At 69.9% G+C, this 22,096-nt stretch carries 21 protein-coding genes; 14 read left to right on the top strand and 7 right to left on the bottom strand.

Annotation, left to right across the window (positions count from 1 at the left end):
- Window positions 1-84: 84 nt before the first annotated feature.
- Together H5411_RS12135 and H5411_RS12130 are read left to right on the top strand one after the other, a co-directional pair.
- Entirely contained in the window at window positions 85-690 is a 606-nt protein-coding gene (locus H5411_RS12135; protein ID WP_183123835.1) for a hypothetical protein, read from the top strand.
- Window positions 687-1,190: a GNAT family N-acetyltransferase gene (locus H5411_RS12130; protein WP_312878151.1), complete on the top strand. Its 504-nt coding sequence runs from the start codon at window positions 687-689 to the stop codon at window positions 1,188-1,190. Before H5411_RS12135 ends, H5411_RS12130 begins: the two co-directional genes overlap by 4 nt.
- Here H5411_RS12130 and H5411_RS12125 read toward each other — a convergent pair.
- The 5 genes from H5411_RS12125 to H5411_RS12105 are packed head-to-tail and all read right to left on the bottom strand — an operon-like array spanning window position 1,176 to window position 6,480.
- Window positions 1,176-2,339, bottom strand: coding sequence for a multidrug effflux MFS transporter (locus H5411_RS12125; protein WP_246368922.1), 1,164 nt, complete (start codon window positions 2,337-2,339; stop codon window positions 1,176-1,178). The two genes, H5411_RS12130 and H5411_RS12125, sit on opposite strands and share 15 nt — an antisense overlap.
- A 50-nt stretch (window positions 2,340-2,389) precedes the next feature.
- The gene (locus H5411_RS12120; protein ID WP_183123817.1) at window positions 2,390-3,364 is read right to left on the bottom strand and encodes an alpha/beta hydrolase fold domain-containing protein; all 975 of its coding nucleotides are present in this window, start codon (window positions 3,362-3,364) and stop codon (window positions 2,390-2,392) included.
- Window positions 3,361-4,338, bottom strand: coding sequence for an alpha/beta hydrolase (locus tag H5411_RS12115; RefSeq protein ID WP_183123816.1), 978 nt, complete (start codon window positions 4,336-4,338; stop codon window positions 3,361-3,363). Before H5411_RS12115 ends, H5411_RS12120 begins: the two co-directional genes overlap by 4 nt.
- Before the next feature lie 35 nt (window positions 4,339-4,373).
- Window positions 4,374-5,339: an aldo/keto reductase gene (locus H5411_RS12110; RefSeq protein WP_183123815.1), complete on the bottom strand. Its 966-nt coding sequence runs from the start codon at window positions 5,337-5,339 to the stop codon at window positions 4,374-4,376.
- Window positions 5,340-5,370: 31 nt separating this feature from the next.
- Window positions 5,371-6,480 carry a zinc-binding dehydrogenase gene (locus H5411_RS12105; protein ID WP_183123814.1) on the bottom strand — a complete coding sequence of 370 codons (1,110 nt, stop codon included), beginning with the start codon at window positions 6,478-6,480 and terminating at the stop codon, window positions 5,371-5,373.
- A 104-nt stretch (window positions 6,481-6,584) separates the two neighbouring features.
- Between H5411_RS12105 and H5411_RS12100 the strand changes: the two genes are divergently transcribed.
- Window positions 6,585-7,946 (top strand): amidohydrolase, encoded by a 1,362-nt coding sequence (locus H5411_RS12100; protein ID WP_312878150.1) that lies wholly within the window; start codon window positions 6,585-6,587, stop codon window positions 7,944-7,946.
- 111 nt (window positions 7,947-8,057) lie between these two features.
- On the opposite strand, the gene H5411_RS12095 is transcribed toward H5411_RS12100, so the two are convergent.
- Window positions 8,058-8,780: an SDR family NAD(P)-dependent oxidoreductase gene (locus H5411_RS12095; protein WP_183123812.1), complete on the bottom strand. Its 723-nt coding sequence runs from the start codon at window positions 8,778-8,780 to the stop codon at window positions 8,058-8,060.
- Window positions 8,781-8,866: 86 nt separating this feature from the next.
- On the opposite strand from H5411_RS12095, the gene H5411_RS12090 reads away from it, so the two are divergent.
- The 9 genes from H5411_RS12090 (at window position 8,867) to H5411_RS12050 (ending at window position 18,535) form a co-directional block, all read left to right on the top strand.
- On the top strand, window positions 8,867-9,823 hold the full coding sequence (locus H5411_RS12090) for an aldo/keto reductase (RefSeq protein ID WP_183123811.1): 957 nt from the start codon (window positions 8,867-8,869) through the stop codon (window positions 9,821-9,823).
- An 88-nt stretch (window positions 9,824-9,911) separates the two neighbouring features.
- On the top strand, window positions 9,912-10,886 hold the full coding sequence (locus H5411_RS12085; RefSeq protein WP_183123810.1) for a methyltransferase family protein: 975 nt from the start codon (window positions 9,912-9,914) through the stop codon (window positions 10,884-10,886).
- 171 nt (window positions 10,887-11,057) lie between these two features.
- Window positions 11,058-12,581, top strand: a complete 1,524-nt coding sequence (locus tag H5411_RS12080; protein ID WP_183123809.1) for an ABC transporter substrate-binding protein — start codon at window positions 11,058-11,060, stop codon at window positions 12,579-12,581.
- A gap of 56 nt (window positions 12,582-12,637) precedes the next feature.
- The gene (locus tag H5411_RS12075; RefSeq protein ID WP_183123808.1) at window positions 12,638-13,579 is read left to right on the top strand and encodes an ABC transporter permease; all 942 of its coding nucleotides are present in this window, start codon (window positions 12,638-12,640) and stop codon (window positions 13,577-13,579) included.
- Window positions 13,576-15,396 (top strand): dipeptide/oligopeptide/nickel ABC transporter permease/ATP-binding protein, encoded by a 1,821-nt coding sequence (locus H5411_RS12070; RefSeq protein WP_183123807.1) that lies wholly within the window; start codon window positions 13,576-13,578, stop codon window positions 15,394-15,396. The genes H5411_RS12075 and H5411_RS12070 overlap by 4 nt, the downstream gene beginning before the upstream one ends.
- Window positions 15,393-16,214, top strand: coding sequence for an ABC transporter ATP-binding protein (locus H5411_RS12065; RefSeq protein ID WP_183123806.1), 822 nt, complete (start codon window positions 15,393-15,395; stop codon window positions 16,212-16,214). The genes H5411_RS12070 and H5411_RS12065 overlap by 4 nt, the downstream gene beginning before the upstream one ends.
- Before the next feature lie 127 nt (window positions 16,215-16,341).
- Entirely contained in the window at window positions 16,342-16,932 is a 591-nt protein-coding gene (locus tag H5411_RS12060) for a TetR/AcrR family transcriptional regulator (RefSeq protein WP_183123805.1), read from the top strand.
- 321 nt (window positions 16,933-17,253) lie between these two features.
- Entirely contained in the window at window positions 17,254-17,976 is a 723-nt protein-coding gene (locus H5411_RS12055) for an alpha/beta fold hydrolase (RefSeq protein ID WP_183123804.1), read from the top strand.
- A gap of 46 nt (window positions 17,977-18,022) precedes the next feature.
- Complete coding sequence (locus H5411_RS12050; RefSeq protein ID WP_183123803.1) at window positions 18,023-18,535, top strand: helix-hairpin-helix domain-containing protein; 513 nt, start codon at window positions 18,023-18,025, stop codon at window positions 18,533-18,535.
- A 65-nt stretch (window positions 18,536-18,600) separates the two neighbouring features.
- On the opposite strand, the gene H5411_RS12045 is transcribed toward H5411_RS12050, so the two are convergent.
- Complete coding sequence (locus H5411_RS12045) at window positions 18,601-19,239, bottom strand: TetR/AcrR family transcriptional regulator (RefSeq protein ID WP_183123799.1); 639 nt, start codon at window positions 19,237-19,239, stop codon at window positions 18,601-18,603.
- 110 nt (window positions 19,240-19,349) lie between these two features.
- Here H5411_RS12045 and H5411_RS12040 point away from each other — a divergent pair, with 110 nt between their 5' ends.
- Window positions 19,350-20,894: an acyl-CoA synthetase gene (locus tag H5411_RS12040; protein ID WP_183123797.1), complete on the top strand. Its 1,545-nt coding sequence runs from the start codon at window positions 19,350-19,352 to the stop codon at window positions 20,892-20,894.
- Between the two features lie 11 nt (window positions 20,895-20,905).
- Window positions 20,906-22,093: an acyl-CoA dehydrogenase family protein gene (locus tag H5411_RS12035; protein ID WP_183123795.1), complete on the top strand. Its 1,188-nt coding sequence runs from the start codon at window positions 20,906-20,908 to the stop codon at window positions 22,091-22,093.
- Window positions 22,094-22,096 lie beyond the last annotated feature (3 nt).

Raw genomic sequence — 22,096 nt, 5'->3', positions numbered from 1 at the left:
TTCGGGCAATCGGCCCGGGAAGGTGTCGCTGACCTGGCAGGATGAGCCAGGAACGTCTCTCCTGACCACGGAGGAAACGCCGTCGTGACGCAACCGCCGCAGCCCGGCCAGCCGCCCTCTCCCGGCACAGGGTCGCAGCAGTACTCGCCGTTGCCGCCCGCTTACGGCGGGCAGTCTCCTTACAGTGGTCAGTTCGCGACGCAGCCGCCGATGCCGCAACCTGCGGCACCGCAGACCGCGTATTTCGGGGCCGCTGCCGTCGCCGCCGCGACGTTGGCCTCGGTCATCGGCCTCGTTGCCACGATCGGCTTCATCGTGGCCGTCATCCGGATGATCGACCATCCGTCGTCGAGCAGGCTGCTTTCCAACGGGATCGCCGGCGCGGCGGACCTGGCGATCGCGGCCCTGACAGTCGCCGGCGCGATCGGACTTTTCAAACGTTCTCCGGCGGGCCGGATCTGCGTGCTCGTCGGCAGCAGCCTGGCGATACTGGACATTGTCGTCTTCATGCTCGTCGGTCTTGGTTCCAGTTTCGTCCGGAGGAGCGCGCCGCCGACGCTGCAGATGACGTTCCCGAGCGGCTTCCTGTGGCTGATCGTGCCGGTCGCCGCGCTGGTGCTGGCCGCGCATCGCGCGACCGGCGCGTGGCTGCTGCCGAAAACCCCGCCGCCGTACCACCCCGGCTGGTGACCGGCCGCGAAGAAATCCTCCGCACCCCGCGGCTGCGGCTGACCACCTGGGCGCCGGAGGACCTGGACGATCTCGCCGAACTGCACGCCGACCGGGCGGTGATGCAGCACATGACGACCGGCCCGCAGACCCGCGCGGCAACCCGCGAACGGCTGGAGACGTTCATCGCCGAACACCGGGCGCGGGGCTGGTCGAAATGGCGCGTCGAAGGTGCGTCGGGATTTCTCGGCCGGGCCGGGTTCGGCCTCGCGCACGGCAGCGGACACCGGGAAGTCGGCTATCTCCTGGCGCGCGCGGCGTGGGGCGCGGGCCTGGCCACGGAGCTGACGCGGGCGCTCCGGCAGTGGCACGAAGACCACCCGGACCCCGCTCTCGCGCCGGAACTGCGGGCGTATGTGCTGCCCGGCAACGCGGCGAGTTGCCGGGTGCTCGAGAAAGCGGGCTTCCGGGAGATCGGCGAGGAGGACGGACAGCTCGTCTTCGAATCAGGCGGTCCCTGACCGGCGCAACCTCGGCAACACCGCTAGCCACAGCAGAACGGTCGCGATCCTGTACGCCACCGTCATGGTCAGGCTCATCGACAACGGCGTGGTCCCGCCCAGCGACACCAGCGGCGCGACGATCGGCCCGATCGCGAACGACGACGTCCCCAGCAAGGCCGCCGCGGTTCCGGCCCGCCGGCCGTGGTCGGCCAGGGCGAGCGCGTTGCCGTTCGCCTGCGTGGTCCCGCCCGCGAACATCACCAGCGCCAACGGAATCAGCAACGCCGCCAGCCCGGCCCCGAACAACACCGCACCCAGCATCGTCACTGCCGCCGCCGCGGTGAAGGTCGTACCCAGCACGTACATGCGGACCGGCCCGGCACGCCGCACCGCCGCCCGGTTCGCCTGCGCGCCGAGCACCGACATCACCGCGTTCGCCGCGAAACACGCGCTGAACAGCTGCGGCGACAACGAGAATCCGACCTGCAGCACGAAACTGATCGACGCCAGGTAGGTGAAGAACGCCGCTCCGCCGCAGGTGCTGACCAGCAGGAAGCCCACGAAGAGCGGGTCTTTCAGCAACACCCGGAACTCGCCGCTGCCGCTGGGCCGACGGCGGGCCTCGCGCGGCAGGCTCTCCGGCAACGCGGTCGCGGCGACGATGAGCAACGCCGCTCCGATCCCGGCGAGGACGCCGAAGATGCCGCGCCACCCGACGACCGCCGCCAGTTGTCCGCCGACCACCGGAGCCACGATCGGCGCGAGCGCCCCGACGGTGGTCAGCAATGCCAGCAGCCGCACCAATTCGACGCCCTCGGCGAGGTCTCGGGCCACGGCCAACGACAGCACGATTCCGGCCGAACCGCACAGCCCTTGGAGGAATCTCGCCGCGAGCAGCACCTCGATCGACGGCGCGAAGGCGCAGACCAGGGAGAGCGCGGTGAACAGCCCGATCCCGGCCAGCAGCGGACGCCGCCTGCCGAACCGGTCGCTCAGCGGGCCCACGACGAGCTGGCCGAAGGCGAGCCCGAGCATGCACACCGACATGGTCGCCTGTGCGAGGCTTTGCCCGGTGCGGAGATCGTCGGCGAGCTGGGGGAGTGCTGGCAGGTAGAGATCCATGGAAATCGGGCCGAAGACCTCAAGCAGGCCAAGAACTACTGCCATTCGGACCGCGGTTGGACATCTCTTCGCCAGTGCTTCAGTTTGCAGTGGCTTCATCCGGCACGCAGGATCCGGTGCAGCCACGAAAGCCGGGTCGCGACTGCGGAGCGGGAGACCTCCGCGTCGGGGGAGAAACCGGCGAAGCCGTGGTAGCCGCCAGCCCAGACGTGCGGTTCTGCCTGTCCGCCCGTCGCCCAGATCCGCAGGGCGTACTCGGTCGTCTCGTCACGGAAGATCTCGGCGGCTCCGACGTCCAGGTACGCGGGAGGCAGGCCGGACAGATCGGTCATTCGCGCCGGGACCGCGTAGGGCGAGGCTGCGTCGGTGCCCCGCGCCGGACCGAGCAGGGCATTCCAGCCGGTGTCGTTGTTGTTGCGGTCCCAGGCGCCTAGTCCGTCGTATTGCTGGGCGGACACGGACTCGTTGCGGTCGTCGAGCATCGGGCACGCCAGAAGCTGTCCGGCGATGGCTGGGCCGTTGCGGTCCCGGGCCAGCAGGGCGACACCGGCCGCGAGGCCGCCCCCTGCGCTGGCACCGGTGACGACGATTCGAGACGGGTCGATGCCGAGTTCGCCGGCGTGTTCGACTGTCCACAGCAGACCGGCGTAGCAGTCCTCGACGGCGGCCGGGGCCGGGTTTTCCGGTGCCAGCCGGTATTCCACTGAGATGCCGACCGCGCCGAACCGCAGGACGTCGTCGACCAGGCCGTCCAGGCCGAAGAATCGGTTGCCCAGCACCATTCCGCCGCCGTGGATGCTGTACAGGGCGGGCGCGTCGGCGACTCCCGAGGCGGGACGGACGACGGTGAGCACGATGTCGGGCGCGCCCTCGGGACCGGGAACGGTGTGCTCGGCCAGTTCGACCGGGCGGTCGCCGACGATTTGCTCGGCAGGCGGGATGATCGTCGCGAAATGCGCGCGGTTGGCGAGAATCGTGTCGGCGCGCAGCGGGATTCGCTCGACCAGGCCGAGGAAAGCGGCGAGTCCGGGTTCCAGTTCCGGGTCGTAGGGCACTGGCGGGACGCTCATCTGGCCGCCTTCCCGAGGATCCGGCGCAGCCACGAGTTCCGGGTTTCGAGCGCGGCCTTGCTGATCGGCCAGTCCGGCACGTACATGTCGAACCCGTGGAAGGCACCAGCCCACACGTGCAGTTCGGCCTGACCGCCGGTCGCCCAGATGCGGAGCGCGTACTCGGTGTCCTCGTCGCGGAACGGCTCCGCGCTGCCGACCTCGATGAACGCCGGGGGCAGACCGGACAGGTCGGTCGCGCGGGCCGGGGCGGCGTAGGGGGAGACGTCGTCGGTGCCGACCGCGTCGCCCAGCAGAGACTGCCAGCCGGCGAGGTTGGCTTCCCTCGTCCACGTGCCCAGGCCGGGGTACTGCTGGCTCGCGATGGTCGTATTGCGGTCGTCGATCATCGGGCACAACAGCAGCTGACCCGCGATGGCCGGGCCCTTTCGATCACGGGCGAGCAGCGACACCGCCGCGGCGAGACCGCCGCCCGCGCTGCCGCCCATCACCACGACGCGCGACGGGTCGATGCCGAGTTCCTCGGCGTGCTCGACTGTCCACACGAGACCGGCGTAGCAGTCCTCGACCGGCGCGGGGTGCGGGTGTTCGGGCGCGAGCCGGTATTCGACGTTCACCGCGACGACGTTCAGCTCCAGCACCAAAGCCAGCAACCGGGGGACGTCCATGTTGCGGTGGCCGACCATCATGCCGCCGCCGTGGATGTTGTAGAGCGCGGGCAGGGCGCCGTCGCTCCCGCGCGGGGAGAGGATGGTGATTTCGAGGTCCGGCGCGTCTTCCGGGCCGGGGATGGTCTGCTCGACGACGGTGACCGGCGCGTCGCCGACGGCTTCCGCGGCGGGCGGGAACATCTCGGCCATCGCGCGGCGCAGTCCGGGGATCGTCTCCGGGGTGAACGGCGGCGCGTCGGCCGGGACGATCTCGGTGAGCGCGGGCTCGATCTCCGGGTCGAACGGGACGGGGGGATAGGTCAAGACAGCCTCCTCGGCGAGGGCGGATTGGCGGTGGTTCAGGGACCCTCGGGATCGACGGCGTCGCGGTCCGCCCAGAACGGCTCCACCAGCGCGCGGATCTGCTCGGCCCCGACCTGCTCGACCAGCTCGACCGCGGCGAGGTTGTCCTCCAGCTGTTCCATCCGGGTCGCGCCGAAAAGGGTCGTGACGTTCGCGGGATGCGTCAGCGTGAACGCGACCGCGAGCCGGGCCGCGCTCGTGCCGAGTTCCTCCGCGACCTTCACGACCTTGGGCGCGTCGCGGATGATGCGTTTGCGGACGTCGCCCGGGTCCCGGCCGATCTCGCGGGTCAGCTTGGTGCGCCCGGCGAGGATGCCGCCCTCGAGCACGTCGGAGGCCTGCATGACGAAACCGTCGGAGAACAGCCGAGCGAACGGCTCGCCGTCCGGAATGGACCGCCGGCCGATGCTGTACTTAAGCTGCGCGATCTGCGGTCCGGGCACCTGCAGGGCCTCGGCGATTTCGCGCAGCCGCGCGATGTTCCCGGCCGACCAGTTGTTCACGCCCCACGCCCGGATCAGGCCGGACCGGGTCAGCCCGGCGAGGTCTTCGACCAGATCCTCGAGGGCGACGTCGTCGCGGCGCAGGTCGCCGAGGATGACCAGGTCGGCGACGTCGAAACCACCGCGCAGGAACGCGTTTTCCAGCTGCGGCCGGAATCCCTGGTCGCCGAAGCCTTCGATCCACAGCTTCGCCGAGACCAGGTAGTCCTCGCGCGGGATGCGCGCGGCGCGGACGATCGCGCTCCACAGCACGTCGGTGAACACCGGCGGGTGGCCGGGCCTGCCGTAGACGCCGACGTCGAACAGGTTCACGCCGGCCTCGACCGCGGCGCGGACCATCGCGACCGCGTCGGCGAAATCCATCCGGTCGTAGGTATGCCACGAACCGAGCGACAACAGCGAAACGTCCAAACCGGACTTGCCGACCTTGCGGCGGGGCAGCGGCGAGGATGCGGACACGAGACCTCCTTGGCTCGTAAGGGAAGGGCGATCAGGGAAGACGGGGATCGACGACGGCTTTCGTCTCGTTCAGCCGGTGCATGGCCTCGATCCGCTCGCTCGCGCCGGACAGGCCGACCGGGCTGCCGAACAGCCGGTCCCACGGCATCCGGGAGGCGAACGAGCCGAAGAACTCGATCGCATGGTGGTAATCGGCGATGTCGCCGTTGAGCGAGCCGACGACGGTCAGTTCCTTGCCCATCACCGTGCCGAGCGGGACCGGCGTCGGCTCCGGCCCGGTGCTCCCGACGATCACGACCCGTCCGCGCTGTGCCGCCATCGCGACTGCCTCGCGGCCGATCGACGGCGCACCGGCGAAGTCCAGTACGAGGTCACCGCCGCGGCCGCCGGTCAATTCGGTGACGTGCTCGACGATCGCGTCCGAGCCCCCGGCGACGTCGACCACCTCGTCGGCACCGAACTCCTTCGCCAGCTCAAGTCGCGATGCGGGCGCGCCGACGGTGGTGACGCTGCCCGCCCCGCTCAGGTGCGCGACCGCGGTGGCGAACAGGCCGAGTGCGCCGGATCCCTGCACCACTACGCGAGATCCGGGCCGGACGCCGCCGACGCGGTCGAACGCGCGCAGCACGGTTTTCGCCGCGCACCCGGCCATCGCGGCCCACGTGTCGGGCACCTCGGCGGGCAGCAACAGCTTCGCCGCGCCCGGGACGACGTAGGCGTATTCGCACAACCCGGCGGTCGCGAACGGCGGGACGTCGGACCGCTGCAGGAATCCGTAACCGCGCCGCGAGCACGCGACCGGCTCACGCAGCACAGTGCAGCCGTAACATTCGCCGCAGGTCGATTCGGACCAGCCGATCCTCGCCCCGACAGCGATCTCCCGGCCGAGTGCGTCGCGCGTGTCCGGTCCGGCCGCGACCACTTCGCCGACCATCTCGTGGCCCAGCACCATCGGCAGCATGCCTGGAAAACTCATCTTCCCGGACCAGATCTCCACGTCCGTGCCGCACAGCGTCGCGCACGAGACGCGGACCAGCGCCGCCCCGGCCTCGAGCGCGGCGGGCAGCGGGAGTTCGGTCAGCTCCAGCGGCGCGCCGTGCTCGGTCAGCACCGCGGCGCGGGTGGAAGTCGGGACGGTCATGGGAAACCTTTCCGGGGACTGGCGGGCCCTGAGCGGCCGTGTGATGGGTTAGTCTACGGACGTCGACAAAAATGTCGAGTCCCCGAATCCCTCCAGGAGCGCCTGTGCCGACCTCAGTTGCGGACCTCGTCGTGCGGGCAGCGGCGGTGCACACCATGGCCGGCGCCGCGCCCGCGACCGCGCTGGCGGTGCGGGACGGACGCGTGCTGCGCGCCGGAACCGACGCCGACGTGCGGGAGCTGATCGGCCCCGGCACGAAGGTGCTCAACCTCGGCGACCGCGCGGTGCTTCCGGGCATCAACGACGCGCACCTGCACGGCGCCTGGCTCGGCGCGCTGTGGCCGGCCACCCTCTTCGCCGACGACGGCACGCCCGGAGCCGGCCCGGAAAAGCCGCTGCGCACCGCCGCCGAACGCCGGGCGGCGATCCTCCGTGCGGGCGAAATCCTTGCCGCACTGGGCATTACGAGCTATACCGAACCCGGTCTCGGTCCGGGGGAGGACGACGGGCGCATCGGCGCGTTCGGCATGTCCGTCGTCGAGCAGTACCGGGAACTGGCCGCCGAAGGTCTCCTGCGGGCACGGGTGACCGCGCTCTGGCTGTACGGCGAACTCGACGGCCCGAGCACCTTCGACACCTTCCGCACCGGACTGACCACAGTGGACGGATCGAGCCCGGATCCGCGCCGGCTGAACTTCCGCGGAGTGAAGATCTTCGCCGACGGCATCCCGCCGATGCGCTCGGCCTACACCCACCACTGCTACGCCGACGGCAGCCATGCCCACCTGCTCGTCGGCGGCGCGGACGACCCGGAGCGCGAGGAAAACTTCACCCGGATGGTCCGCACCGCGCACGAGGCCGGGCTCCAGGTCGGCGTGCACGCGACCGGCGACCGGGCGATCGAGCTGATGCTGGACGCCGTCGAACGGGCACAGGAAGAACGCGACGTCGATCTCGGCCACTACGTCATCCACGGCGACCTGGTGAACGCGGCGCAGCTCAAGCGGATGGCCCGGCTGGGGGTCGGGCTGTCCGCTCAGGCCGGGATCGCGGTGCGGACCGCCGGGGTGGTCGACACGGCGCTGGGACCCGGTAGTTCGGAGGCCGCCTGGCCGCTTCAGGAGGCGTTGGACGCCGGGGTTCCGCTGTGCCTGACGTCCGACGCGCCGGTCCTGCCGCCGGACTGGCGCAAGGAAATCGCCGCGGCGGACCAGTGGATGGGCCCGGCCGAAGACGTGCGGCAGCGGATGGAAACCCTGCTGCGCTGCTACACCGTGCACCCGGCTCAGCAGGACGGGGCCGCGTCGTGGAAAGGCACGCTCGCGCCGGGGATGGCGGCCGATCTCTGCGTACTGTCCGCGGATCCGTTCGCGGTGACCCCCGCCGAGCTGCCCGAGGTCGAGGTGGACCTGACGGTCCTGGATGGACAGATCGTGTACGAGCGTTTGCCCGGGACGATCGCCTAACGTCCGTGAAGGACTCGTTGAGGGAATCAGATTCCCTCAACGAGTCCTTCACGGACCTGGCCGGGGCCGGTGCGGTTTGTGGCGGGTCGGCGGGCGCGACGGACGGCTGCCTCAGGTCAGCAGCTGGCCGCCGTCCACCGGGAGGCTCGTTCCGGTGATGTGCGCGGCGGCCGGGCTCGCCAGGAACACCACCGCCGCGGCGACGTCCTCGACCGCGGCCATCCGGCCGTCCGGGATCCGCGCCACCCACGCGTCGTGCGCGGGCGAGCCGGGCGGCATCGCGGCGGCGAGCATCGGCGTCGCGACCGGGCCGGGCGCGACCGCGTTCACCCGGATCCCGTGCTCCGCCAGTTCGATCGCGGCCCACCGGGTCAGCGCGTCCACCGCCGCCTTGCTGCTTTCGTACCCGCCCATGCCCGGCGTCGGCTGCCGTCCGCCGATCGAGGACAGGTTCACCACGACGCCCGGTTCGCCGCGCTCGACCATCCGGCGGGCGACCAGCTGCGTCATCAGGAACGTGCCGTGCACGTTGGTCGAGAGAATGCGCAGCAGGTCCGCGCCGGGCAGGTCCAGCAGCCGGCCATGGACGCTCAACAGGCCGGCGTTGTTGACCAGGACGTCGACCGGACCGACCTCGTCGAGGGCAGCGGAGATCGCGGTTTCGTCGGTGATGTCCAGCCGGATTCCGCGCCCGCCCAGCGGTTTCGCGGCTTCCTCGGCACCGTCGAGGTCGGCGAGCACCACGGAATCGCCGCCCTGGGCGAACGCGGCTCCGATCGCGCGGCCGATGCCGCCGGCGCCTCCGGTGATCAGCACGGTACGGGCAGCGGGCATCGTCGTTTCCTTTCGCCGGGAGCGGGGTTCGCGGGCTTATAGTATACAAGCGTAGAAAATAAATCCCTTGACTCGCAGGAGGAATCGTGGAGACGGATCGACCCGGACTGGGCCCGGCGTTCCCGCGCGTGCCGGCGTTGTCGCTCGGCTCGTGGAACACCTGGGACCGGATGGAATTCGGCGACGCGGTGGCGCTGATCGCCCGCGCGGCCGAACTTGGCCACGCCTTCTTCGACGTCGCGCACTACGACATGGGCCCGCACGCCGAGGGCTCCACGACCGATCAGATCTTCGGCCGCGCGGTGCGCGAGGCCGGGCTCGCCCGTGAGGATTGGCTCTACTGCGGGAAACTGTGGCTCTGGGACTACCCGAACGTCGGCTTCGGGCAGCAGATGAACACCTCGCTGGAACGCGTCGGTGTCGAGTCGGCCGATCTGGTCGTGGTCGGCGACTACTTCGGCGAAATCGATCTCGAGCGGGTCGTCGCGGATGTCACCGAGCAGATGGAGGCTGGCCGGTTCCGCGCGTGGGGCGTGAACAATTGGCGCATTGACGATCTGCGCACAGCTTTTGCCATTGCGCGCAAGAAAGGTCTCGCGCCGCCGACCTTCGCGCAGCTCAAATACGGGCTTGTGCGCCGGTCGATGGCCGAAGGCGAGTTCTATGCGCCGCTGTTCGCTTCCGGCGAGTTGACGCTGCAGGCGTCGGATATTTTCGAAGGCGGTTTGCTGGTCGGGAATCTGAAGCCGAATCGCAAGATCGGCGCGGACGTCGGCGGCATCCGGGAGAAGATCGCCGCTGCTTGGCCGACGGTGCGGCGGATCGCCGGCGAACTGGACGCGTCCCCCGCGCAGCTGGGAATTGCCTTCTGCCTGGCCAATCCCGTGACCGCGAACGTCCTCGTGGGCGTATCGCGGCTGGCGCAACTGGAGGACAACGCGGGCGCGCTCGCCTTGCTGGAACGCGTCGGCGCGGACCGGATCCGCGAGCTGACGAGGGACCTGTGGCTCGATCGCGAAGTCGCCGCCGACGGAACCTGGTGAAGGGGCTGGTGTTTTTTGTCGACGTGCGTAGACTAAAGCTCCCCGGGGTGCCCGGAGAGGCATCCCCGACGCCGTGAGGAGCCGCCACATGACGAAACCTGCGCCGGACCGCATCGTCGACATCGCCATCGGGTACATGGGCGCGAAACAGTTGTTCGCCGCCTCGCGGATCGGTTTGTTCCGCGCGCTCGCCGACGGTCCGCGCACGGTCCCGGAACTCGCCGCGGCCACCGGCAAGGGCGAGCAGCTGACCCGCATCCTCGCCGACGCGATGAACGCGCGAGGCCTGCTGGAACGCACCGACGGCCGCTACGAGCTGGCCGAGGACGCGCGGGAGTACCTCGGCGGGGGCGGCACGGATCTGGCGCCGTTCCTGACCTTCCTCAACGAAATCAGCTACGGTCACTGGCTCCAGTTCGACGCCACTGTGGACAGTGGCAAACCGGGCGACCTCCGGCTGGACGAGGGCCGCTGGGCGACGTTCATGGCGGGCGTGATGCGCTACAACGCGCTGCACGCGTCGATGCTCGCGCGGGCGTTCGATTTCTCGCCGTACCGCAGCATGCTCGATCTGGGCGGATTGTCGCCGGAATTCGCGATCGGCGCGCTGCAGGCGAATCCCGCACTGACCGCCCGCTTCGTTTTCGGCACTGAGTCCACGCAAGGGATCACTGACGCGGTGAACGCGGCCGGGCTCGCGGATCGCACGAGCATCGACCCCGCGCCGACCGAATCCGCGGCACCGGGCGGAGAGCACGATCTGGTGATGGTGAACCACGTCGTGCACCGGTTCACCGCGGAGCAGAACCGGAAGATCCTGGCCAACGCGCGCGCCGCTGCCGCGGACGGAGCGACGTTGCTGCTGCTGGACTTCTTCCTCGACGACAACGAACGGCAGCGCCCGATCGACGCGCTGCACGCGGGGGAGTACTTCGTGATCGACGGAACCGTCGTCTATCCGGAGGCGGAAGTCCGCGAATGGCTCCACGGGGCGGGATGGCGTGTATGCGATGTCCTCGCACTGCCCGGAAGCCCGCGCGTGCTGGTCGCCGACGCCGTCTGAAAACGGCCTCCCGGCCGGAGATAACGAACGCATCCGGCCCGTTGATTTTTTAGCCGACAATCGTAGACTATCCGGCACCGCGGCGAGCCGGGCCGCACTCGAAGGCCCGCCGTTCCGGGCGGGGCGCCGAGCGGCCCCGCCGGCGGTCCAGCACCCTGAGAGAGGGACTCAATGACGAGGACAAGGACAGCGGCGTTGTTCGCGGCGGCCGCCGCGGCGCTGCTCGCGATCGCCGGATGCACCGGCTCGGGCGCCGCCGGGGCGGGCGCGGGCACCGACGAGCTGAAGGCGGGCGTGTTCCTCGACGTGACGTCGTGGGATCCGGCCAACGCCGACATCGGCTTCGACGGCCCGTACCTGTCCGCGGTCTACGACCCGCTGGTGGCCCTGGACAAGGACGCCAAGCCGGTGCCCGCGCTCGCGAAGTCGTGGGACTGGTCGGCCGACCGGCTGACCCTGACCCTGCACCTGCGCGACGACGTCGCGTTCGACGACGGCCAGAAGTTCGACGCCGCCGCGGCGGTCGAGAACCTCAACCACCTCAAGGCGGGCACTCGGTCCGGCCAGGCTTACATCGACGTGAAGAGCGTCGAGGCGAAAGACCCGTCGACGGTCGTGCTCACCCTGTCCGAACGCGACGACGCACTCCTCTACTTCATGGGGCTCGGGCGCAGCTGGATGGCCTCGCCCAAGGCGATCAAGGCCAATTCCCTCGCCAACGCTCCGGACGGCTCCGGTCCGTACACCTTCGACAAGGCGTCCTCGCAGCCGCAGTCGCAGTACGTCTTCAAGAAGCGTGCGAAGCATTGGGACAGCGCCACCTACCCCTTCCCGACTGTGCGGCTGTTCCCGATCACCGACCAGGCGGCCAGTTTCAACGCGATGCTGTCCGGCCAGCTGAACGTCCAGTTCGCCAACGCGGCCAACCTGCCGAAGGCACAGCAGAACGGCTGGAACGTCGCGAAGAAACCGGCGTCGTGGGTCGGCGTGCAGTTCGCCGACCGCACCGGCAGCCAGGTGAAGGCGCTCGGCGACCAGCGCGTGCGGCAGGCGATCTCCTACGCCTTCGACGCGGCCGGGATCCTCAAGGCGGTGGGCAACGATGCCGGCACGGTCACCGACCAGCTGTGGCCGAGCGGCAGCCAGGTGTACGACCCGGCGGGCAACGGCAAGTACCAGACCGACCTCGGCAAGGCCAAGCAGCTGCTCGCCGAAGCGGGCTATCCGAACGGGTTCAGCCTCAAGATGCCGATGTCCACGATCTTCCAGGCGTGGCAGCCCGCCGCCGAGCAGACGTTCGGGCAGCTGGGCATCAAGGTCGACTGGCAGAACATGTCGATGCCCGACTACCAGAAGAACGCGCCGACGTACCCGATGTTCCTCGCGGTGATCGCGATGGACGGCAACGACATGGCCACGCTGACCGACCAGGTCACCTCGGCGCAGTGGTACAACCCGAAGCCGTCGGTGGACGCCTTCCCGGAGGTGAAGGCGCTCGTGCGGCAGGCGCAGCAGGCCCTGCCCGGCCCGGCGCAGACCGCGGTGCTCAAGCAGCTCAACGCCAAGCTCGTGGACCTCGCCTGGTGGAACGTCTGGTACCAGGCCGACAACCTCTACTTCAGCGTCAAGGGCATCACCGTCACGCCGATCACCGGCATGATGTTCCCGACGCTGCGGTTCATCCAGCGCGGCTGACGCGCCCGTCGTCCCGGGTCCGTCCTTTCCGGACGGACCCGGGGAGGAGCCGGAACATGCTCACATTCATCGTCAAACGCCTGGTGTCCGGGATCCTGCTGCTCGTGCTCGTCACGAGCGGCACGTTCTTCCTGGCGCACGCGGCGGTGGGAGACCCGACCGCCGGGCTGCTCGGCAACAGCGCGACCCCCGCGCAGCAGGCCGCGCTGCGCGCCCAGATCGGGTACGACCGGCCGCTGCTCGCCCAGTTCTGGGACTGGCTGTCGCACGCGGCCACCGGCGATTTCGGGACTTCCTGGCGGAATTTCCAGCCGGTCGGCGAGCAGATCGCGCTGCGCGTGCCGGTGACGCTGTCGGTCGTCGTCGCTGCGACGCTGCTCGCCGCGATCCTCGGCGTGCTCGTCGGGGTCGTCTGCGGCCTGCGCCCGGGCGGCGTGGTCGACCGCGTGCTGAAGCTCGCGTCGGTGGTGCTCTTCGCGCTGCCCGGGTTCTGGGTCAGCCTCGTGCTCGTCACCTGGTTCGCGATCCAGCTGCAATGGTTCCCCGCGGTCGGCTACGTGTCGCCGGACCAGTCGGTGGTCGGCTGGCTGCGGTCCATCGCGCTGCCGTCGATTTCGCTGTCGCTCGGCGCGATCGTGATGATCGCCGAACAGCTGCGCAACGGCTTCCTCCAGGTCACCAACCAGGACTTCGTCCGCACGCTGCGGGCGCGCGGCCTGTCGTCGCGCCGGGTCACTACGCACGTGCTGCGCAACGCTTCGCCGTCCGCGCTGACCGTCCTGGCGCTGATGTTCGTCGGCCTGCTCGGCGGCGCGGTGGTCGTGGAGATCGTGTTCAACCTGCCGGGCATCGGCAGCCTGACCCAGTCGGCGTCGCAGATCGGGGACATCCCGGTGCTGCTCGGCCTGACCGCGGTGACCGTCGTGTTCGTCGTGATCGTCAACTTCCTGCTCGACCTCGTGCTCGGGTGGGTCAACCCGAAGGTGCGCGACCGATGACCGCTGCCCCGTTCCCCGCCACGCTCGCCCCGGTGAAGCGGATTTCCCTGCTGCGCCGGTACTTTCGCCGCCCGATCGGCATCCTCGCGTTGATCGTGTTCGCGATCGTCGTGCTGGCCGCGGTGTTCGCGCCATGGCTGGCCCCGTACGACCCGAACCACGTCGACTTCGCGCTGACTCACGCCGAACCCGGCAACGGGCACCTGCTCGGCGGCGACTCCGCTGGCCGCGACATCCTCAGCCGGCTGCTCTACGGCGCGCGGACCACCCTGTACGGCGGCGTGATCACCTGCGTCACCGGCGTCGTGCTCGGCGTCCCGGCCGGGGTGGCCGCCGGGTACTTCGGCGGCGCGACCGACCGGATCTGCTCGTGGATCAGCGACGCGCTGCAGTCGGTGCCCGGGATGATCGTGCTGCTGGTCGTCGCGGCGGGCACCGGCCAGGACTTCACCGTGCTGATGATCGCGCTCGGCGTGTTCCTCTCGCCCGGCTACTACCGGATCACCCGCGCCCGCGCGCTCACGGTGCGCCGCGAGCCGTACATCGACGCTGCACGCGTGGCCGGCGTCGGCACACTGCGGATCCTGCGCACGCACTTGCTGCGTGCCGTGTACGCGCCGGTCATCGTGCAGACCGCGCTCACCGCCGGGCTCGCCATCGGCATGCAGGCCGGTCTGCAGTTCCTCGGCATCGGCTCGGCGTCGACGCCCAGCTGGGGCCAGACGATGAACGACGGCTTCCTGAACATGCTGACGTACCCGCTGATCCTGCTGTGGCCGTCGATCGCGCTGGGCGTGACGATCGCGGCGCTGGCGTTCATCGGCTCGACGCTCGCCGATCTGGTCAGCGTCCGCGCCGAACAGCCGACGCGCCGCGCGCGGGCACGGGTTCGGGAAGCGCTCGCGGCCCCCGCGTCCTTGCCCAGTGGCGTGGCGTCCGGCGGACACGAACACGCGGCGGCGGACTGCGCGCTGCGGATCGAGAACCTGCGAGTCGGCTACGCGACCGACAAGGGGGTCAAGGAGGTCGTGCGCGGAGTGTCGCTGGACGCGGCGCCCGGCGAGGTGCTCGGGATCGTCGGCGAATCCGGATCCGGCAAGACGCAGACGGTGTTCTCGGTGCTCGACCTGCTGCCGCCCGGCGGCACCGCGGTCGCCGACGGCATCTGGGTCGGCGGGCGCGAGGTCGGCAACGCGGCGGAGCGGGCGAAACTGCTCGGCCGCGAGATCGGGTACGTGCCGCAGGAACCGATGACGAACCTCGACCCGTGCTACCCGATCGGACACCAGCTCGTCGAGCCGCTGCGGCGCGTGCACGGGCTGGACAAGGCCGCGGCGAAAAAGCGGGCGCGGGAGGTGCTGGTGCGGGTCGGACTCACGGACCCGGACCGGGTGATGGCGAGCTATCCGCACCAGATCTCCGGCGGCATGGCGCAGCGCGTGCTGATCGCGGGCGCGGTGGCCGGGCGGCCGTCGCTGCTGGTGGCGGACGAGCCGACGACGGCGCTGGACGTCACGGTGCAGGCCGAGGTGCTGGAACTGCTGCGCGAACTGCAGGCCGAGTACGGGATGGCGCTGGTGATCGTGACGCACAACTTCGGGGTCGTCGCGGACATCTGCGACCGCGTCGCGGTGATGAAGGACGGCTGCATCGTGGAAACCGGTCCGGTGGAACGGATCTTCCGCGCGCCGGAGAGCCCCTACACCGCCGAACTGATCAGCGCGTCGCTGGACGACACCGAAGGACGGGACGAGCTGGACGAAGCCTGGGAACGCCGCGGCCTCGCCCACGCGGCCGGAGAGGAGGCCGGGCGATGACGGGGGTGGCGCCGCTGCTCGCGATCGAGGACCTGGTCGTCGACTACCGGCTCAGCCGCCGGGTCCGATTCCGCGCCCTGAAAGGGATTACGCTCGACGTCAAGCCGGGCGAATGCGTCGGGCTGGTCGGCGAAAGCGGCTCGGGAAAGTCCACTTTGGGCAAAGCCGTGCTGGGCCTGGCCGTGCCGGAGTCCGGCCGGATCACCTTCGACGGCGAGGACATCACCCACGCCCGCGGTGCGACGCGCCGTCGGCTGGCGAGCGACATCCAGGTGGTGTTCCAGGACCCGTACGGTTCGCTGGACCCGACCATGACCGTCGACGAAGTCCTCGCCGAACCGCTGGTCGTGGCGGGCACCTCGCGGGCGGAGGCCCGAACGGTGGTCGCGGACATGCTCGACCGGGTGCGCCTGCCCGCCGACGCGGTCCACCGGTATCCCGGGGAGTTCTCCGGCGGCCAGCGGCAGCGCATCGCGATCGCGCGGGCACTGGTCCGGCGGCCGCGGCTGATCGTGTGCGACGAACCGGTGAGCGCGCTGGACCTGACCACGCAGGCGACGATCCTCGACCTGTTCCTCGAACTGCAGCGCGAAACCGGCGTGTCGTACCTGTTCGTGTCGCACGACCTCGGCGTCGTGCACCGGATCTGTCACCGGGTTTCGGTGCTGTACCAGGGAGAGATCGTGGAATCCGGGCCGACGGCTGCGATCACGCGCGCGCCGGAGCATCCGTACACACAGCGGCTGCTGCTGGCCGCCCCGGTGGCGGACCCGGCCCGGCAGGCGGAGAGACGGGCGGCCCGGCTGGGGCTCGGGTAAGCGCTCCTTCGTCAGGCCGCCTTGGGTCGCACCATGTCCGTGCCCGTTTTCCGGGCTCGCCGCTCCCGCGGGCGGGTCGAGCAGGGCCGCATCCGTCGCGGGAGAATACGAGTTAGAGTCTGTAACCATGCCGAAGGTCATCGATCACGATCAGCGCCGGCGGGAGATCGTCGAGGTCGCCAAAAAGCTGATCATCGAAGGCGGGTTCGAGGCCGCCACGATGCGCAGCATCGTCACCGCGGCCGGGTTCGCGAACGGTGCCCTCAAGCACTACTTCCCCAGCAAGGACAGCATCATCGCGGCGACGTTCGAGAGCGTGCTGCAGGAGACCTCGCAGCGGATGTCCGAACTGGATCCTTCGCTGGGCCCTCTCGAATCCTTGCGAGGGTTTGTCGAGGCGGCGATTCCGATGGATGCGCATCAGATCGCGTCGGCACGGGTGCTGTTGGTGCTGTGGGAGCATTCCGTGGCCAATCCGGATCTTGCTCTGCAGTATCGGGACTTGCTGACCAGTTGGCGGGCTGAGCTGACCTCGCGGATCGCGGCTGCGCGGGGGAAGGGGGAGTCGGTCGATGCTCCGGCTATCGGGGTGTTGGCGGACGAGATCATCGCGGTGTCCATTGGGGCGAACGTGACGAGTTTGATGCATCCGGTGGGGAAGGTTGCGGGGCGTTATCGGGCTTATGTGGACGGGTTGATGGCTCGGATCGGGGATTGAGGCCGGGTTTCAGGGGTCGCGGGCGGCTCGTCGCCCTGGCGGGCGACATTGCGCCCGGTCGGTTGCGTGGGGCACCCCGAAGCCAAGTGTGCTGACGGTTCGGGGATGCTTGTCAAGGCGGGAAAGATGCCTTGACAAGCACCCCCGAACCGCAGGGAGGCTTCGTATCGGGGTGCGGGGGAGGTGTGGGTGCCTCGATGGGTGGGTGCGGCGGCTGCGGTTTTTGTGGGTCGTGAAGGGCTCCTTGGGGGGATCAAGGGCGGTGAAGGTGGCTCTCGCGGAGGTCTGGACCGGGTCGTGGGTTTTGTCTACGCTTGGAGAATGACTTCCGCGTTTCCGGTTACTCGCACGCTTGCCGGTCGTACTGTCAGCGGGCCTCCGGTGGTGCTGATTCATGGGTTCGCGTCGTCGGCGACGTCGGATTGGCCCGCGGAGTACTGGGCCGATCCGTTGGCGGCCGCCGGGCGGGAGACTGTCGTGGTGCATTTGCCGGGGCATCCTGGTGGGCCCAAGGTTGCCGAAGCAGCGGAGGTTGCCGCGGCTCGGGTGGTGGACGCGCTCGCGGAATGTGCTGGGGCGGAAGAGGTCGATGTCGTCGGGTATTCGCTCGGGGCGCGGCTTGCGTGGGACCTCGCTTCGCATCCCAAGGTGTCGGTGCGGCGGTTGGTGCTGGGCGGATTGAGTCCGCGGGAACCGTTCGCGGCGGTCGATCTCGGCGCCGCTCGGACGGCTGTCCAAGGTGGACCGTCGCCGGACGATCCGCTGACCGGGGCGATTGCGGCCATGGCGGCGGCGGGGGACGCGGACTCGCTGCTGAATCTCGTCGAGGGACTGGCGAGCGAGCCGTTCGATCCAGGGGCCGGGGTTCCGCGGGTGCCGACGTTGTTCCTAGCCGGGCGGCAGGACGTCATGGCGCACGGGATCGAGCAACTGGTGGCGCGCGTGCCGGGGGCGCGGTTGCGGCAGGTCGCGGGCGATCACCGCGGTGCGCTGGTGGGGGTCGAGTTCCGGGAGGCGGTGTTCGAGTTCCTCGGGGCCCGCTGAGGCGCCGAAATGGCCTCCGCGGCGGAGTCATGCCAGCCTGGAGCGCATGACGACACCGGCGCAGCTCCGCAGAACCGCCCTGTCCTACCCCGAAACGGCCGAGCTGGCCGTCGACGGCACGGTCGTGTTCACGGTGCAGGGCAAGGAGTTCGCTGCCCTGCGACCGGACCGTCAGGTCGTGCTCCGGATGACCGCGTCCGATGTGGACGAAATGCGCGCGGAACATCCGACTGTACGCCGCGTCGCCCGGGCCGGGGTGCGGTTTCCGATCGAGGACCTCAACGGGCAGCAGCTCAACCACTGGGTGCGCCGGGCGTGGCTGGCCCGTGCGCCGAAGCGATTGGCCGCCCCGGTCGCCGCTGCCGGGACGGCGGTGGCGGGAGAGGTCGGCGACCTGCCCAAGGCGATCGGAAGCCCGGCGACTCGCGCGCTGCACGGGGCCGGGATCACGAACCTTGCCCAAGCCGCCGACCACACCGACGCGGAACTGCTGGCCTTGCACGGCGTAGGGCCGAAGGCGGTGCGGCTCCTTCGCGAGGCGCAGAATGAAGTGCGTTAACGCTTGACCTCAGCGGGAGCGGCGCGCGCTGTCCGCCGATGATCACCCGCCAGCGACGCAGAGCTTCAAGGCTGCGGTGAATCCGCTCCAGTCGGCGCGGGGTCGGGCGGATCGCCTTCGAAGCCGTTGGCCCAATAGCGCCCACGCAGCGAGAGGTTCTGCAGCATCCCCGTCGCCTCTTCCGCGGACATCGGCGCGGGGTCCGCTTCGAGCCACCAGCGCAGGACGGCGAGCTGTTCCCCGACCCACGCCCTCGCCAGCACGCCGAGGTCGATGCGCGGGCGGACGTCGTGGTGGTCCGCCCGGGACTTGAACACCGCGCATACCGCGTCGATGCGCGCGTCGGTGAACTGGCGCAGCGCCCGGCCGTCGCCCTCGCCGCGCAGGATGAGCAGGTAGAGATCCCGGTTTTCGCGGGCGTGCCGGAACAACTCGAGCGCCGGTTTGCCGGTGAAACCCACCGAGGACGCCGGGACCAGCGGGCGCAGCCGTTCGTCCAGTTCCTCCTGGAGCTCGGTGACGACGTGCCGCAGCAGCGCGTCCTTGTCCGGGTAGTGGCTGTAGAACGTCGCGCGGCCCAGGTCGGCCCGTTCGGTGATGTCTTCCACCGTCACGTTGGCGTATCCGCGCTCGAGCACCAGCGACACCAGCGCGTCGCGGAGCAGCCCGCGGGTGCGGCGGGTACGGCGGTCAGTCGTCGGCATGGGCCCCCTTCGGTCGTCGCCGGCCCGAGTGTAGCGAACTGTTGACACCGCGACCGTTAATAGACACAGTGTTCAGCATTGGTCAATCTGACGGAAAACAGGGAGTCGGCGTGAACCTGGGCAGCTATGTCACCCGTGCCAGCACGTTCTGGCCCGAACAGCCGGCGCTGGTGTGCGGTGAGCGGCGGTGGACCTACCGCGACCTGGAGGAGCGGACGAACCGGCTGGCGTCCGCGCTGCTCGCGTCCGGCGTCGAGCCCGGGCAGGCGGTGGCCACCTTCGCCGGCAACAGCGCGGACCTCGTCGAGACCGAGATCGGTTGCTACAAGGGCGGTTTCCTGCGCGTGCCGATCAGCGCCCGGCTGTCCGCGGGCGAGGTCGAGCACATCCTGGCGGACGCGGACGTGCGGGTGCTGCTGGTCGACGCCGAGCACGCCGAAGCGGCACAAAAGGCGGCCGCAGGGACATCGTGTTCGTTGATCGACTACGACGGCCGCACGGCTGATGCGTCGTCCTACGCCGACGTGCTGGCCGCGGGTTCGCCTGAGCCGGTCGCGATCGAGGTGGGCGCGAGCGATCCGTCCGTTCTGCACTTCACTTCGGGCTCCACCGGGAAGCTCAAGGCGGCGGTGCAGACGAACGGGAACCGGCTGGCGAACATGCGCAAGCGGTTGATGAGCCCGGAAGGCGCGCCGTCCGCCTCGGAGCGGTACCTCGCGGCAGGTCCGATCACGCACGCGACCGGAATGGGGTTGCTGGCGGCCTTTTCCCGGGGCGCGACGGTGGTGGTGCTGCCGCGGTTCAGCGCCGAGGAGTTCCTGCGGGCGGTCGAGGCGGAGCGGATCACCTCGACGTTCCTGGTGCCGGTGATGCTGAACATGGTGCTGTCCCATCCCGGTCTCGGAGACTTCGACCTGTCCTCGTTGACCTGCCTGCGCGTGGGCGGCGCGCCGGTGTCGCCGCAGCGGTTGCGCGACGCGGTGGCGGCGTTCGGCCCGGTCGTGATGCAGGGGTACGGCCAGGGCGAAACCACCAGCGGCGTCACGGTGTTGACCTGCGAGGACGTGGTGCGCGGCATCGAGGAGGATCCGGAGCTGCTGTCCTCGGCCGGGCGGCCGTTGTTCGACTCCGAGGTCCGGGTGGTCGACGACGAAGGACGGCCGGTGCCTGCCGGTGCCCTCGGCGAGGTGGTGGTGCGCGGTCCGGACTGCGTGACCGAGTACTGGCACGAGCCGGAGCTGTCCGCGGAGACGTTCCGCGACGGCTGGGTGTACACCGGCGACATCGGCTACCTGCGCGCCGACGGCTATCTGTTCATTGTGGACCGCAAGAAGGACATGATCATCTCCGGCGGCTACAACATCTACTGCACCGAAGTGGAATCCGTGCTCTACGAGCATCCCGCCGTTTCCGAGGCGTGCGTGGTGGGCGTGCCCGACGAGCAGTGGGGCGAGGCGGTGAAGGCGGTCGTCGTCCGCCGATCCGAGGCCACCGCCGAGGAACTGATCGAGTTCTGCGCGGAACGGCTGGCGCGCATCAAGAAACCCCGCTCGGTGGATTTCGCCGACGAACTCCCGGTGAACCGCAACGGCAAGATCGACCGGCGCGCGGTGCGGGACCGGTATTGGGCGGGCGAAGCCCGGAAAGTCCACTGAGGAGGCCCGGCATGTCCTTCACCCTTACCCCGGCTTACGCCGACAACCCGCGGCTGGCCGAGCTGGTCGCGCGCCTGCGCGAATATCTGTCCGGCGAACTCGCTGACTACGAGGCCACGCTCGGGCTGACCCCGGAGACACCGCTGACCCGCGCCATGGTGGAGCCCGTCTGGAAACGCTGCCGGGAGCTGGGTTTCTACGGCGTCCACCTGCCCAGCGAGTACGGCGGCCTCGACCTGACCTACACCGAACTGGCCGCGCTCAAGGAGGAGGTCGGCGCGTCCGGCCGGATCCTGTACCACTGCGTGCTCGGCGACCTGGGCGGCCCGCTGCGCGCCGGCGCGATCTTCTCCACGGCCACCGAGCACCAGCGCGAGCGGTACCTGCTGCCGGTGGTCCGAGGGGAACGCGCCTGCTGCTTCTCGCTCACCGAAACCAATGCCGGGTCGGACGTGCGGGCCATGCGCACCACGGCGACCCCGGACGGCGACGGCTGGCGAATCAGCGGGCACAAGGTGTTCTCCTCGGCCGGCCCGATCGCTGACTTCTCCGTGCTGGTCGCCCGGATGGCGGGGGAGGAGGAGAGCTACTCGGCGTTCCTGGTCGACCTCGACTCGCCGGGCTGCACCGTCGCCGACGGCGAGGTTCCGATGTCCGGCCAGCACATCGAGTCCGACATCATCCTCGACGACTGCTACGTCGGCCCGCAGCAGCTGCTCGGCCAGGTCGGCGACGGATTGCGCATCGGACTCGGCCGGGTCACCACCAACCGGCTGCTGCACTGCCCCACGGTCCTGGGCCACGCCCGTCGCGCGCTGGAACTCACCATCGAATTCGCCCGCACCCGCCAGGTGTTCGGCGGACCGCTGGCCGCGTTGCAGTCGATCCAGCACAAGATCGCCGACATGGCCACCGCGTACTACGCGGCCCGCGCCATGACCTACGACGCGCTGTCCGAACTGGACTCCGGAAGCAAACCGAGCACGGAGGCGTTCATGTGCAAGCTGTTCGTGGCGGAGAACGCCTTCCGCATCGCCGACGAGGCAGTGCAGATCCACGGCAAGGCCGGGCTCGTGCGCGGGGCGGAGGTGGAGTGGCTGTTCCGGCGCCTGCGGATGTTCCGCGTGCTGACCGGGTCGTCGGAGATCCAGAAGAACGGGATCGCCAAAGCCCTGCTCCAGACCGGGGCGCAGCGGTGAAGC

Source organism: Amycolatopsis echigonensis (assembly GCF_014174495.1).
GTDB classification, from domain to species: domain Bacteria; phylum Actinomycetota; class Actinomycetes; order Mycobacteriales; family Pseudonocardiaceae; genus Amycolatopsis; species Amycolatopsis echigonensis.
The sequence above is the reverse complement of the archived record's forward strand: the minus strand, read 5'-3'. Positions and strand labels throughout refer to the sequence as shown.

Coding starts and splice junctions, on each gene's coding strand:
- H5411_RS12080 (WP_183123809.1), top strand. CDS start 11,058: ATGACGAGGACAAGGACAGCGGCGTTGTTCGCGGCGGCCGCCGCGGCG.
- H5411_RS12045 (WP_183123799.1), bottom strand. CDS start 19,239: ATGCCGACGACTGACCGCCGTACCCGCCGCACCCGCGGGCTGCTCCGC.
- H5411_RS12065 (WP_183123806.1), top strand. CDS start 15,393: ATGACGGGGGTGGCGCCGCTGCTCGCGATCGAGGACCTGGTCGTCGAC.
- H5411_RS12060 (WP_183123805.1), top strand. CDS start 16,342: ATGCCGAAGGTCATCGATCACGATCAGCGCCGGCGGGAGATCGTCGAG.
- H5411_RS12120 (WP_183123817.1), bottom strand. CDS start 3,364: ATGAGCGTCCCGCCAGTGCCCTACGACCCGGAACTGGAACCCGGACTC.
- H5411_RS12095 (WP_183123812.1), bottom strand. CDS start 8,780: ATGCCCGCTGCCCGTACCGTGCTGATCACCGGAGGCGCCGGCGGCATC.
- H5411_RS12075 (WP_183123808.1), top strand. CDS start 12,638: ATGCTCACATTCATCGTCAAACGCCTGGTGTCCGGGATCCTGCTGCTC.
- H5411_RS12105 (WP_183123814.1), bottom strand. CDS start 6,480: ATGACCGTCCCGACTTCCACCCGCGCCGCGGTGCTGACCGAGCACGGC.
- H5411_RS12085 (WP_183123810.1), top strand. CDS start 9,912: ATGACGAAACCTGCGCCGGACCGCATCGTCGACATCGCCATCGGGTAC.
- H5411_RS12070 (WP_183123807.1), top strand. CDS start 13,576: ATGACCGCTGCCCCGTTCCCCGCCACGCTCGCCCCGGTGAAGCGGATT.
- H5411_RS12055 (WP_183123804.1), top strand. CDS start 17,254: ATGACTTCCGCGTTTCCGGTTACTCGCACGCTTGCCGGTCGTACTGTC.
- H5411_RS12050 (WP_183123803.1), top strand. CDS start 18,023: ATGACGACACCGGCGCAGCTCCGCAGAACCGCCCTGTCCTACCCCGAA.
- H5411_RS12125 (WP_246368922.1), bottom strand. CDS start 2,339: ATGGCAGTAGTTCTTGGCCTGCTTGAGGTCTTCGGCCCGATTTCCATG.
- H5411_RS12035 (WP_183123795.1), top strand. CDS start 20,906: ATGTCCTTCACCCTTACCCCGGCTTACGCCGACAACCCGCGGCTGGCC.